The sequence below is a fragment of the Cetobacterium sp. 2G large genome, assembly GCF_014250655.1.
Lineage (GTDB): Bacteria > Fusobacteriota > Fusobacteriia > Fusobacteriales > Fusobacteriaceae > Cetobacterium_A > Cetobacterium_A somerae.
Genome location: NZ_JACHTH010000003.1, coordinates 140,712 through 155,027, shown reverse-complemented (window position 1 = coordinate 155,027; position 14,316 = coordinate 140,712). Strand labels below are relative to the sequence as shown.

Sequence of the window (14,316 nt, the reverse complement as noted above, 5' to 3'; positions counted from 1 at the left end):
GACGTCTAGAAATAGATAAAACCCCCCTCAGTTTCTGAGGGGGGTTTTATTTTAGTGAAGATATTAATTAATAAAGGATAAAATGATATAATAAAACAAGTTATAAATAATTAAATGTTTAAAATTATGAGGAGGGGGAATGGATATAAAAAAAAGGATGGGAATATATACTTTAATATTTCTAACAATTCTATCATTTTTAACATATTTATCAAAAAATAGTGATAATTATATAAAAATATCTAATAATAGAGAAAGCATAGATTTTTTTAATAAAAATCAAGAGGAGATTTTTTTATATAAAAATGAGAATAAGAAATTAGAAAAAGTTAAATTAGACAGCTATTTAGATGGTTATGCTAGTTTTAATACTAAAGAAAAAAACTATGTTTTAGAGGTTCAAGAAAAAAATTATTTGACTGAAAAATATCATTTGAAAAAAGAAGAGGAACCTATTGAACTATCTTTAGACTACTCACCAAAGAGTAATTTACGACAAAATAATATTTTTCTAAATTCGTTGACTGTAATATTTTTAATATATAATTTTATGTTATTTTATAATTTTAAAAAAGAAATCTTATCAAAAAAAGAGTTGTTTTTTCCAATATTTTTTGTTTGTTTAAAAATTATTTTAACTAATACAACTGTTTTTTCCAATATTTTTCTAATAAGATTAAATGCTTTAGTTAGTAGTATTTTAGGATTATATTTACTTCTTTATGTGAAGAGTATAAAGGATGAATTAAAAGATGATTTTGTTTTAAATATAGGCCTTTGGATTTTATTTTTAATGTATTATTTAGGTGAAGTTATTGTTGTGAGCAGTATTTTAAATATTAAAATTTTAAATTATTTAGTAGTAAATTATCTTTATTTCTTAAAAATAGTAATATTTTTCTATATATGGATAGATGCTTTAATTATTATATTAATAATGTTTTTTTTAAGTTCTTTGAAAATAAAAAAGAAGCAAATTATAAAAGAGATTGAAAAAAAAAATTTAATTATGATTGGAAGTTTTATAGTTCTATCTTTAATTGTAGAACTTTTTATAAATAATAGTAAATATTTTTATTATTTAAATATGTTTGAGTTTGTATTTATTTTTTGGTATATATTTTTAACAAATATAAATACAATTGGAAAGATAGATATCTTAACATTAAAAATATTTCAAATGTTTTTACATATATATCTATTTTTCATAATAACAGAAAATGTATGGTTATCTCTAGGAATTATATTTTCATTTTTAACATTAAATATGTGTACTCATTTTATAAAAGGAACTTTAAGAGTTGATAAATATTATATAGAAAACCTTGTAAATAGAATGTATCTAACTAAAAATTATAAAGAGTTTAAAGAGCAACTTTCAAAGGAGTTAAAAAAGAATTTAGAGTTAATTGATGTAGAAACGAAAATACTTATTAAAAGAGAGGACTATAAAAAGTTTTTAGTAGATAGAAATTATGATGAATCAGAAATTTTGTTGGAAAAAGGTGACATTTTAAATAAAAAGTATGATTATGCAGTGAGATTAAAATATAGTAAAAATCCATTTTTAGCATTGATTTTAATAGAAAATAAAAACATTAAATTGGTTTATGAAGAAAAAAGATATTTAGAAGAGATATCTGAAAAAATATCGTTAGTTGCAAGTAGATACAGGATTGAAAAGCTGCAGGAGGAACTTAATTGAAAAAAATAGGTGTCAATATAGATTTAAATTTACAAGAGATATTAAGAGAACTTTTAGAGGCGGAGTTTTATTCGATTGATAGTGTGATATCTTATGATTTAGAAAGTATAGATGTGGTTATAATAGATTTAAAATATGAAATTAATGATAATAAAATACACTTTTTTAGTAGAAAAAATATTCCTGTTATGTTATTATGTTCTAGAGATGATGATTTTAGAAGAATCAAAGGTTATTTTAAAAGAAAAGAGATATATGACTGCATATATAGAGATGATTATTTTGAAATTGAAAGATCATTAAGAGAGTTATTCAGCAACAAAAAAATTTTGAAAAATATAAAAGAGATTGTAATAAATGATACTTTTTATAGAGCAATTGTAAAAATAGATGATATTATATATTTAGATTATTGTAGAATTACAAGAAAAACCGAGATTACTACTAAAAATGGAAAAATATATTGTGTAAAAAGAGGATTTTCAGAGGTTGAAGATAAGTTAAGAATACTAGAGTGTTTTATAAAACTAGATAGAGGAACACTTATAAATAAAAATTTATTAAAAGAGATTGACTATAAAAATGAAAGAGTAACATTTGTTGGAGATAACTGGTTATCTGTGAGTAGAACTAAATTAAAAATTTTAGAGGAAAACTTGGATTTATTCGGAAATAGAATAGAGCTATAAAAATATTTTTTTAAAGACGGAGGATATTTATGAAAAAAATAATACTTTTTTTAACATTGATTTTAGGAAGTTTAGTTTTTGCAAATGAAAAACCTTTGATTGTTGGAATGGAGTTAGCATACCCTCCTTTTGAAATGTCTGATGCAAATGGTAAACCAACAGGTATAAGTGTAGATATGGCTTATGCACTTGGTGAGTATTTAGGAAGAGATGTCATTATAGAGGATATGGCTTATGGTGGATTAATTCCAGCACTAAAAACAAAAAAGGTAGACATAATAATATCATCTATGTCTGTAACAGATGAAAGAAAACAATCGGTAAATTTTTCGATACCATATGCAAAAAGTTATCTAGCAATGTTAGTTAACAATAAATCTGGGATTACAAATGCTAATGATTTAAATCAAAAAGGAAAGAAAGTTGCAGTAAAAAAAGGAACAAGTGGACATACTGTAGCTCAAAAATATTTTCCAAATGCTGAAATATTAGTTTTTGATAAAGAGAGCGCTTCAGTATTAGAGGTTTCTCAAGGTAAAGTAGATGCCTTTATATATGATCCGTTAACAATTTATAGAAACTGGACAAGAAATTCAGAAACTACAACACCGCTATTAGCTCAGTTTGAAACAGAATCACAACCTTGGGCAGTAGCATATAGAAAAGGTGAAGAGGATTTAGGAGCTCAAATTGATGAGTTTATAATTGAATATAAAGCTAATGGTGGATTTAATAAATTAGCTGACAAATATTTAGGTGAGGAGAGAGCTTTCTTTACAGAGAAAAATGTACCTTTCTTCTTTGATTAGGAGATGATATGAGTATACTAAAAACTCTATTTTTTAGACCAAAAACTGAAAGTGAAACTACAACGGTAAAGTGGATAAATATAGTTTTAGTAACTATGATAGTTTTAGGAGTTTTTCATTTTGCTTTTAGCAGATTAGACTACCCATATAATTGGGAAGGAATAATTGAAAAGTATAAATATAAATTTATGATTGGGTTTACTATGACCTTAGTAATATCAATATTCTCTTTAATAGCGAGCTTTATAGTAGGAGGACTTTTAGTTTTAGGGCAAAGAGGAAGTTTTTTACCAACATATTATTTTGCTAAGGGTTTTACTGAAGTTATTCGTGGAACACCATTAATTGTTCAAATTTATCTATTTTACTATGTGATAGGAACTGCTTTTGGAATAGAAAATCGTTATATAATGGGAGTACTAATAATGGGAGTATTCTCAGGAGCCTATGTTTCAGAGATTATTCGTGCAGGAATTGAAAGTATAAATAAAACTCAAATTGAAACTGCAAGATCTTTGGCTTTTACAAAGGTCCAAACGTATAGATATATAATTTTACCACAAGTTATAAAAAGAGTGATGCCACCTCTTGCAGGTCAATTTGCAAGTTTAATTAAAGATTCATCACTACTATCAATAATAGCAGTAAATGAGTTCACTAAAAATGTTCAAGAGGTAGATTCATTAACTTTTTCTCCAATAGAAAACTATTGTATATTAGCAGTTGGATATTTGATACTAACGTATCCTATTTCTCACCTTTCTAAATATTTAGAGAGGAGGTTTAGCTATGGAAATTAAAATTGATAATTTATATAAAAGTTTTGGAGAGCAAGTTGTGTTAAACGGTTTAAATTTAGATATAAAGAATATCCACTCTATTGTTATAATAGGGCCATCTGGTGGTGGAAAGTCAACTTTATTAAGAATTTTAGCTGGACTAGAAGTTTCAGATAGTGGTGAGATTGAAGTTAATGGAGAGAAAATTCCTAAAGAGGAAGAGGAGCTTCATGAGTATAGAAAAAGTATTGGAGTGGTATTCCAAGCTTTTAATCTTTTTCCACATTTAACGGCATTAGAAAATATAACCTTACCTTTGGAAAAAGTTCATAAAATTCCTGCTAAAGATGCAAAGGAAAGAGCAGAAATACTTCTAAAGAGATTTGGACTTTATGAGCACGAGGGAAAATATCCGCATCAACTTTCAGGAGGACAGCAGCAAAGAGTAGCAATAGTGAGAGCAATGGCACTAAAGCCAAAGTTCTTACTTTTAGATGAACCAACATCAGCTCTAGATCCGGCCTTAACAAAAGAGATTCTAGAGGCCATAAAAGAGCTACGTAAAGACAAAAAAGATATGGTTTTAGTAACTCATGAAATGGAGTTTGCTAAAGGGGTAGCTGATTGTGTAATTTTCGTAAGTGGAGGAAAAATTGTTGAGATGGGACCTCCTGGAATAGTATTTGAAAATCCAAAAACTGTAGAGTTATGTAAATTTCTTGGTGGAGTGGATTGTGAGAAAAGAATAAAAAATAGATAGTGTCTAGCTAAAGTTAGGCACTTTTTTTTATATAGAAAAATATTACACAAAATTACGTATTATATTTCGAAATTATAAATTAGATAAAAGATTGACTTTGAAAGTAAGAGGTGATATAAAATTCTTTTAAAGAAATTTTAAAAGGGAAAATAGTATTTAGAAAGTATATTTCTATAAACAAAAAAATTTTGGAGGTTACATGAGATTATACAAAAAAGAACAGATTTATGACTTTCTTAAAAATACAATTTTATCAATGATAGTAGCAGTTTTAATATCAGTTGTGGCTCATGTATTAGTAGATAAAGATAAAATCAGAATAGATTTTTTAGAAATTGGATTAAGTTCAGTAAAAATATTTTTTAGTATATTACCCTTAGTTTTTTTAAAACAAAAGAATTTTATATTTAAAGATGGACCATTAAAGGCGACAGCGTTAGTATTTTATTACTTAATATTAGTGCCTATTATAAACTTTTCTTTGAATATAAATGAAAATGAAAGTAGTTTAAAATACTTCTTTTATTTCTTATCTTTTATAAATATACTCCTTTTAATAGCTTGTCATATAATAATATTAAAATATGTTTTTGCAGATTTTTTTAGGCGTAGAAGAAAAGTTGTTCCAAAAGATGTAGTTGTTGTAATAACAACTTATATAACTATTGCCATAAGTTTTGGACTACTATATACTGTACTTAGTTTATTTAGTTCAACACCAGTTTTCAATGGTATAACTCAAGATTTACCACAAATTGAGTTTTATTTTAAACATATATATTTTAGTTTTATAACAATAACAACAGTAGGATATGGAGATGTATATCCATTAACTATGTTGGCACAGTTTTTAGTTGTTGTAGAGATAATAACTGGAATTGTTCTTACAAATGTAATATTAGGGCTTGTAATTGGTTCAGGAATATTATCATCAAAGGATTAAATAAAAATGGGAGGATTAAATGGGAAAGCTAAAAAAAATAATCTTATTTTTTGTGCTTTGTTTGTCTGTTTTAGGAGCTGAAGAGTCTCCAAACAGAGTTAACTCTGCTGCTGAAAAAATAAAAGAGATTGATAAGCAGATACAAGAGTTAGAGTTAAAGAGAAAAAATTTAGAAACATTAAAGCAGACTTTTATCAAAAATCAAAATGTATCTAGACCTAAAGTTGGACTAGTATTGAGTGGCGGAGGTGCTAAAGGTGCTGCTCATATAGGAGTTTTAAAAACATTAGAAAAATATCAAATACCAATAGATTACATAGTTGGAACAAGTGCTGGAAGTATAATAGCAGCTATGTATGCAGTAGGATATACACCTGATGAGATTGAAAAAACAGTTACAGATTTGCAATTTTATGAACTTTTTAGAAATACTTCAAATAGAGATTTAGAAGGAATAGTGCAAAAAACTCAATCGAATAAATACCCTTTAAATATATCTTTAACAAAAGATTATAATCTTTCTTTACCAATGGGGGTATTAAATGGAGAATATATCTATTTAGAGTTAAAGAAAATTTTTGCAAGAGCAGAGAATGTAACTGATTTTAAAGATTTTCCAATACCTTTTAGAGCTATGACTACGAATCTTCAAACAGGAGAATCAGTTGAGATAAATAGTGGTGATTTGGCTTTAGCTACTTTAAAAAGTATGGCTATTCCAACTTTCTTAGATCCAATAAGAGAGGGAGATAACTATTATGTAGATGGAGGAGTAGCAGATAACTTCCCAGTTTTACAAGCTATAAATATGGGAGCAGATATAGTTATTGGAGTAGATATAGCAGCAGAACCTATTGTAATTACAGATAATTCAAATATAATTCAAATATTAGATAAGTTATCAACATACACTGGAGATAGAAATACAGAGATTCAAACTCACTATCCAGATATTTTAATAACACCAGATGTAAAAAAACATAGTACTTTAGATTTTGATAATTTACCAAAGTTAGTTGAAGAGGGACAGATTGCATCTGAAAAAGTTGACTATGCACTATCTAAATTAACAGATAAAGAGAGGTATAATGAGATAAATTTAAAGAAAGAGCAGATGAGAAATAGAAAATTTGATATAAAAAATGTTAAATTAAGTGGAAATGATCTGTTAACTACAAAAGAAGTGGAAAAGTTAAGACCAGAAAAAGGCGATTTAACTGTAAGTGAGCTAAATCTATGGACAGAGAAGATATTTGCTAAAAACTTTGTAGATAGAGTTTTCTATACTGTAGATGGAGATACAGTTAACTTCACAGTGAGAGAGAAATTAGAAACAAAATTAAAGGCGGGGTTATTCTATGTTTCAAACTATGGAGCTGGATTAGAAGCTGTAGCTGAGATACCTGTATTTAATAAGTTTAATCTTTCTCAAAAGAACTACACGTTAAAAGCTGAGTTTTCAAAATATCCAAAGATATCATTAACAGATATGACTCAGTATAATGTTTGGGATCATAAATTACTGGTTTCAGCAGAAGTAGGTTATGGATTAAACCCTATATTCTTATATAAAGGTGGAGATAACGTTTCAACTTATGAAAATAATACTTTTGAAACAAATCTATCAATAGGAACAACTATTTTTAATGATATAATTGCGGGATACACGTTAAGTTATAAGAACATGGAAACGAACTACTCTTCTGGAGAGAAGATTAAAAACTTCTCTTACTTTAAAAAAGATGGTTCATATTTCACAAATACCTTTAGTTTCTACTACGATACAATGAATCAAGCTGAGTATGCAACAAAAGGTGGTCAAGGATTATTACAAGTATTCTCTGAAACAAATGCAAAAGAGGGTAACTCTTTTGAAGGGTATTCAGTAATGGTAACGAAATATTTCCCATTAAGTAGTAATTGGTCATTAAATGCTGGATTAAGTGGAGGGCAGATGTATAATGCTGAAAATACACCACTATCTGAGTTATTTAATTTAGGAGGATTAAGAAGTAATCCTATGCGTAGAAACTACTCATTTGTAGGATTACCAATATCTTCTGTTTATACAGATAACTTCTTTATAGGAAGTTTAGGACTACAATACACGGTGGCACAAAACCTTTATCTAAGTCTAAATTATAATGCAGGAACATATAATTATTTTTCAGGATTTGGAAGTGAAAAAGGTATTTGGGATATGGAAAAACAAGGGTATGGAATAGGAATTGGTTGGGATACATTCTTAGGACCAATGGACTTCTCAATTTCAAACAATGTTTTAAACAATGAAGCACTGTTCCAAGTTCATATTGGATATGTATTTTAATTTATAAAAAGAAATAAAGGAAGAGTAAAAATATTATAGTAAAGTTATTTTAAAGAAGATAAGTTTAAGGAGGATTTTATTATGTTGAAAAAGTTAGCCTATCTATCTCCATTAGCTTTACTAATGTTTCAGGGGTGTACATCTTTAATGGATGGACATTTAGTAGCTGTGGACTCATATGCACCAAAACCAATTCCAGCAGGGACATACTACCTTTCATCTAAAGGACCAGAAGCTGGATTACAAAAACAAACTTTTGAAAATTCACTGCAAAATATGTTAGCTTCAAAAGGATACACAAGAACTTTTGTAAATAAAGGAGCAAACTATAATATAGTTTATGACTATAGTGTAGCAGGACCATTTACAACAGAGGAGAGTTTCCCAGCACCTGTAAATGAATGGTGGGGAGTAGAACAAACATATGGTGGAGTTCATAATGGAATGTTTGAAGAGGCTTGGTATAGTGATGATACACAATATGTTAATTATTTTGTGAAAGCTTTAAGTCTATCAGCTTATGCAAATAATATACCTCTTTGGAGAGTAAAAGGGCATGTACAGGCTGAGACACCTGATTTAAATCAAGATTATCAATATCTAATATCTGGAGTATCTGATTATATAGATCAAAGTTCTGGAAAAGTTGTATATGTAAATGTTGTAAAAAACTCTAAAACTGGAGATTATACAGCAACTAAATGGTAAAATTAAAAACCTTCAAGTTAAACTTGAAGGTTTTTTTATTTTAAATTTTTATTAAAAAAAATTGACAACTACTATCAAAGAGTGTATACTAAACGCAAAATCGTATACAATTTTAAATAAAGTATACAAAAATAAATCAGGGGAATTTAAAAGTAGTTTTAAAATAAAAAATTAAATAGAGAACACGGAGGGAACATTTTAATATGAGAAGATTAAAAATTGAAAAGTACATCAATATGTATTTAAACAATTACAAAGATTACAAATCTGAATGGAACTATGAAGATGGTTGTATATTAATAGGAGCTGAATCTTTATATAAAGCTACAAAGGATAAGAGATATTTAGATTTTATTTTAAATTATTTAGATAAGAGAATTGATAAAAATGGGGCAATAGATAATTTAAATCCTGTAGAGTACAACATTGACAATATAAATTCAGGTAGAGTACTTTTTACTGCTTTTGAAGAAACAAAAGATGAAAAATATAAAAAAGCTATAGAGAGCGTAAAATATCTATTAACAATTCATCCAAGAACATTAGAAGGAAACTTCTGGCATAAAGGGAGATATCCTTATCAAGTTTGGTTAGATGGACTATATATGGCTCAACCTTTTTATACAATATATTCAAATGAAAATAGAGATGAAAATGGATTGAAAGATATTTTAACTCAATTTAAAAATGTTAGAAAAAATCTATTTTGTGAAGATAAAAAATTGTATTTTCATGGATTTGATGAAACTAAAACTATGAACTGGGCTGATAAAGAAACTGGGAGATCAAAAAATTTCTGGGGAAGAGCTGTTGGTTGGTATGCTATGGCTCTGATAGATGTTATAGAAAATATAGATGAATCAAATTTTAAAAGCCATAGAGATGAGCTTATAGATTTATATGTGGAGCTTATGGCTGGAATAATAAAGTATCAAGACGAGAGTGGACTATGGTACCAAGTTATGGGACTTGAAAAGAAAGATGGGAACTATTTAGAAACTTCTGCTACTTTAATGTTCGCATACTCATTACTAAAGGGAAGTAGATTAAATATTTTAGATGAGAGCTACTTAGAAAAAGGAAAAAAAGCTTTTAATGGAGTGATAGATAGTAACCTAAAAGAAAATAATGGAAACTTAGAGTTAAAAAATATCTGTATAATGGCTGGTTTAAATGGACTTATACCATTTAATGGAGATAGAGATGGAAGTTTTGAATATTATATCTCTGAAAAAGTAGGGGTAGATGATCCTAAAGGAGTAGGACCTCTATTTAAAGCTTATAGTGAAATTGTTTTATTAAGTAACCAAGGGGGATATTAATGAAAATAGATATATTGGTAATAGTTATCTACTTTATGTTTATGATGGCAATAGGGTATTTCTTTCAAAAACACGCATCTAATTCAACAAACGATTACTTCTCTGGTGGAGGAAAGATGTTATGGTGGATGGTTGGTGGAACAGCTTTTATGACTCAGTTTAGTGCAATGACTTTTACAGGGATGGCAGGAGATGCATTTTCTAGAGGAATAGGACCAGTTGTAGTTTTCTATGCCAATGCTTTAGGATACCTAACTTGTTTCTTATGGTTTGCACCAAAAGCAAGACAATTAAGAATTGCAACTCCCATAGAGGGAATAAGAATGAGATTTGGAAATACAAGTGAGCAGGTATTTACTTGGGCTATTATGTTACCAAATATAATTTCAGCTGGAGTTTGGTTAAATGCTTTAGCTATATTTGCAAGTGCTGTATTTGAAGTTTCTATTGATGTGACAATTTTAGTGACAGGATTAGTTGTACTTTTTATGTCTTTAACAGGTGGAGCATGGGCTGTAATAGCGTCAGACTTTATGCAGATGATAATCCTTATGGTAGGAACAGTTGCTTGTGCAATAGTTGCTTCAATAAAAGGTGGAGGGTTCTTTAATATTTTAAACTTAGGACTTCCTGCTAATAAAATAGTAGGTCCAAATATAAACTATGTTTGGTTATTTGCTATTTGGTTTATAATGATTTTCTGTAAACAGTTCTTCAGTGTAAGTAGTTTAACAGGTGGAGCATATAGATTTTTCTCTGCTAAAGATACAAAAAATGCTAGAAAAGGTGCTTTATTAGCACTTGGATTAATGCTAATAGGTCCATTAGTTTGGTTTTTACCAGTTTGGTATATGTCAGCTTTTAATCCAGATGTAACAACGTGGGGGCTATCAACTTTAGGAAAATCAATTACAAATGGAGTTTATTTAGCGTTTATAAAAAAAGAGATGCCTGCTGGAATGGCTGGAATAATGATGTCAGGAATATTTGCAGCAACTATGTCATCAATGGATTCAGCATTAAATAGAAATACAGGAATAGTAATAAAAAGTTTTTATTGTCCAATTGTAAATAAAAATGCAACAGAAAAACAGATGATGACTGTAAGTAAGTGTGTGACATTTATTTTTGGAGTTTTAATTATCTCTATAGCATTACTATTAAATAAATTTAATAATTTGAGCTTATTTACAATAACACTTATGATAGGAACACTACTTGATTTACCTATTTTAATACCTGGACTTCTTGGTTATGTTGTAAAAAAGACTCCAGACTGGGCTGGATGGGCAACAGTATTAGTAGGATTTATGGTTTCTTTCTCAGTTATGAAGTTATATAATCCAACATGGGTAGCAAATGCTCTTAGTTTAGCAGTTCCTTTTACAGCAAGGGAAGCTAAAGATATGGAGTTAATTGTGGGATTGGGAGCACAGTTTACAATAACATGTGGTTTCTTTATATCCACAAAACTATTTTTTAAAGGGTTTAAATCTAAGGAGAGAGAAAAATCATATAATAAATTCTTTAATAATATCTCAACAGAGGTTAAGGCTATTGAGTCAGGAGAAAATGAACTAGATAATACACAAAGAGGTATACTTGGAAAATTAATCTTTGCATTTGGAATAATATTATCAATGTTGGTAGTTGTACCAAATCCTATTTCAGGAAGAGTAACACTTTTCTTAATAGGATTAACAAATGCGACAATAGGATACTTTTTAAATAGAGCAAGTAAACCTAAAAAAGAGAGTAAAAGCGAAGTTGTATTTAATAAAAGTGGGGGAGTTTTAAGTAACGATTAGTAAAAAATAAAGAAATTTGACATTCTAAGAATATGGTTATATACTTTTATTAAAATAGTATACAAAAATAAAAAGTGTATACAATAAGTATAAAGGTTAAGGAGTAAAAATGTCAGTTAAAAATACAACAGAAAATATATACGAAGAGATAAAAGAAAAAATAATGAATTTAGAGTATAAACCAGGTCAAATAATTACAGAACAAGAGATAAGTAAAATATATGGAGTTTCAAGAACTCCAAGTAGAGATATATTAGGAAAATTAAATTCTATCGGCTTAGTTGAAAGCGTGCCTTTTAAATCAAGTTATGTAAGTTTGTTAGATATGGATATCATAAAACAAAGTATCTATATGAGAGTTGTTTTAGAAAAACAGATTATAAAAGATGCAATGGAGATGATGAATGATAGATTCATAGCTGAGATGGAGTACAATTTGAAGCTACAAGAACTACTTTTAAAAAGAGAGTTTGAAACGAAAGAGTTTTATGATTTAGATTGTCAACTTCATAAACTTTGGTATGAATTAACTAAAAATATGTTTATTTGGGAGCAGTTAGAAAAAGCACAAATACACTATAAAAGATTTAAGATGTTAGATATACTTGAGGTGAAAAATTTTAAGGCTATCTATGAAGACCATAAAAAGTTAGTAGATGCTATAAAAGATAAGAAAGTTGATAAAGTTGAAGAGATAATAACCGAACATCTATATAGTGGAATAAAAAGATTACAAGAGTTAATTCAGGGGGAATTTTCACAATATTTTAAAAAATAAAAATTTAGATAGGGAGTGTAAAAATGAGATTAGATATAAGATATGCAAATCATCCAGAGGATTCAAAACACTATACAACAGAGGAGTTAAGAAAGCACTATTTAATGGAAACAGTTTTCGTTGCTGATGAAGTAAACTTAATGTACTCTCATGTAGATAGAGTTATAGCTGGAGGAATCATGCCAGTTGAAACTGAGGTAAAATTAGAGGGGTGTAAAGAGTTAGGATCTGAATTTTTCTTAGAGAGAAGAGAGCTTGGAATTATAAATGTTGGTGGAGCTGGGAAAGTAATCATTGATGGAACAGAGTACAATATGGAAGCTAAAGATGGTTTATACGTTGGAATGGGAAATAAAGAGTTAACATTTACATCAAACTCTGCAGATAAGCCAGCTAAATTTTATATAAATTCATCACCAGCACATGTTGGATATCCAACTGTAAAAATTGATAGAACAACAGCTAATAAAGTTCAGTTGGGAGATTTAGAAAATTCAAATAAAAGAACTATATTTCAATATGTTCACCCTGCAGTTTGTAAATCATGTCAACTTGTAATGGGAATGACAGAGTTAGATCCAAATAACATGTGGAATACTATGCCAACACATACACATGAAAGAAGAATGGAGGTTTACTTCTATTTTGATATGGATAATAACTCAAGAGTATTCCATTTAATGGGACAACCTCAAGAGACACGTCATATTGTAATGGCTAATGAGCAAGCAGTAATATCACCATCTTGGTCAATTCATTCAGGTGTAGGAACTAAAAACTATACATTTATCTGGGGAATGGCTGGAGAGAATCAAACATTTACTGATATGGACCATGTTCCAATGGATCAGTTAAGATAGTATAAATAAGTTAGGTTTTTAATTAAGGAGGGAGAATTAAAAGATGTTAAATATGTTTAATTTAGAGGGAAAAGTTGCAATGGTAACTGGAGGAAACGTAGGAATAGGAAACGCACTTGCAATGGGACTTGCAAAAGCAGGAGCAGACCTATTTATATTTACATATAATGATGATAATATGGAAAACGTTATAAAAGAGGTTGAAGGACTAGGAAGAAAGGTTGCTTATGCAACTGGAGATCTATCAAAAGAAGAAGTAGCTATGGAAGCAGTTAGCAAATGTATGGAAGCTTTTGGAAGAATTGATATTCTAGTAAATAATGCTGGAACAATAAAAAGAGCACCAATTTTAGAGGGAAGTAACAGTGACTGGCAACAAGTTATTGACTTAAATTTATCATCAATCTATTATCTAAGTAAAACTGCAGCGATAGAGATGAAAAAGCAAGGTGGAGGAAAGATAATAAACATAGCTTCAATGTTATCATTCCAAGGTGGAAAATTTGTTCCATCATATACAGCAAGTAAGCATGGAGTAGCTGGACTTACAAAAGCTTTTGCAAATGAGTTAGCAGTGGATAATATCCAAGTAAACGCAATAGCACCAGGATATATAGAAACAGCAAATACAGCACCAATTAGAGCTGATGAAAAGAGAAACGCTGAGATATTAGGAAGAATACCAGCAGAAAGATGGGGACAAACATCAGATCTTGTGGGAGGAGCAATATTCTTATCATCAAAGGCAGCAGATTATATAAATGGACATATTTTAGCTATTGATGGTGGATGGTTAGTTAGATAAATTTTAATGAAGAGAGAGGTT

General features: G+C 28.7%; 13 protein-coding genes. All 13 read left to right on the top strand.

Annotated features, from left to right (window positions below):
* The first annotated feature begins 139 nt into the window (after positions 1-139).
* Positions 140-1,705, top strand: a complete 1,566-nt coding sequence (locus tag H5J23_RS01950) for a hypothetical protein (protein WP_185890778.1) — start codon at positions 140-142, stop codon at positions 1,703-1,705.
* Positions 1,702-2,394: a LytTR family transcriptional regulator DNA-binding domain-containing protein gene (locus H5J23_RS01945; RefSeq protein ID WP_023052001.1), complete on the top strand. Its 693-nt coding sequence runs from the start codon at positions 1,702-1,704 to the stop codon at positions 2,392-2,394. The genes H5J23_RS01950 and H5J23_RS01945 overlap by 4 nt, the downstream gene beginning before the upstream one ends.
* Positions 2,395-2,423: 29 nt before the next feature.
* On the top strand, positions 2,424-3,203 hold the full coding sequence (locus H5J23_RS01940; protein ID WP_185890777.1) for a transporter substrate-binding domain-containing protein: 780 nt from the start codon (positions 2,424-2,426) through the stop codon (positions 3,201-3,203).
* A gap of 8 nt (positions 3,204-3,211) precedes the next feature.
* The gene (locus H5J23_RS01935; RefSeq protein ID WP_185890775.1) at positions 3,212-4,003 is read left to right on the top strand and encodes an amino acid ABC transporter permease; all 792 of its coding nucleotides are present in this window, start codon (positions 3,212-3,214) and stop codon (positions 4,001-4,003) included.
* On the top strand, positions 3,993-4,742 hold the full coding sequence (locus H5J23_RS01930) for an amino acid ABC transporter ATP-binding protein (protein WP_185890773.1): 750 nt from the start codon (positions 3,993-3,995) through the stop codon (positions 4,740-4,742). Before H5J23_RS01935 ends, H5J23_RS01930 begins: the two co-directional genes overlap by 11 nt.
* 199 nt (positions 4,743-4,941) lie before the next feature.
* Positions 4,942-5,685, top strand: a complete 744-nt coding sequence (locus tag H5J23_RS01925; RefSeq protein WP_185890771.1) for a potassium channel family protein — start codon at positions 4,942-4,944, stop codon at positions 5,683-5,685.
* A gap of 19 nt (positions 5,686-5,704) precedes the next feature.
* Positions 5,705-8,014, top strand: coding sequence for a patatin-like phospholipase family protein (locus tag H5J23_RS01920; RefSeq protein WP_185890769.1), 2,310 nt, complete (start codon positions 5,705-5,707; stop codon positions 8,012-8,014).
* 81 nt (positions 8,015-8,095) lie between these two features.
* Positions 8,096-8,722, top strand: coding sequence for a hypothetical protein (locus H5J23_RS01915; RefSeq protein WP_185890767.1), 627 nt, complete (start codon positions 8,096-8,098; stop codon positions 8,720-8,722).
* A 203-nt stretch (positions 8,723-8,925) separates the two neighbouring features.
* A complete protein-coding gene (locus tag H5J23_RS01910; RefSeq protein ID WP_185890765.1) occupies positions 8,926-10,044 on the top strand; it encodes a glycoside hydrolase family 105 protein in 1,119 nt (372 codons plus the stop codon).
* Positions 10,044-11,852, top strand: coding sequence for a transporter (locus tag H5J23_RS01905; protein ID WP_185890762.1), 1,809 nt, complete (start codon positions 10,044-10,046; stop codon positions 11,850-11,852). The genes H5J23_RS01910 and H5J23_RS01905 overlap by 1 nt, the downstream gene beginning before the upstream one ends.
* A 109-nt stretch (positions 11,853-11,961) precedes the next feature.
* A complete protein-coding gene (locus tag H5J23_RS01900; protein WP_185890760.1) occupies positions 11,962-12,630 on the top strand; it encodes a GntR family transcriptional regulator in 669 nt (222 codons plus the stop codon).
* A gap of 23 nt (positions 12,631-12,653) precedes the next feature.
* A complete protein-coding gene (gene kduI / locus H5J23_RS01895; RefSeq protein WP_185890758.1) occupies positions 12,654-13,490 on the top strand; it encodes a 5-dehydro-4-deoxy-D-glucuronate isomerase in 837 nt (278 codons plus the stop codon).
* 43 nt (positions 13,491-13,533) lie between these two features.
* Positions 13,534-14,295: a 2-dehydro-3-deoxy-D-gluconate 5-dehydrogenase KduD gene (gene kduD / locus H5J23_RS01890; RefSeq protein WP_185890756.1), complete on the top strand. Its 762-nt coding sequence runs from the start codon at positions 13,534-13,536 to the stop codon at positions 14,293-14,295.
* Positions 14,296-14,316: the final 21 nt, after the last annotated feature.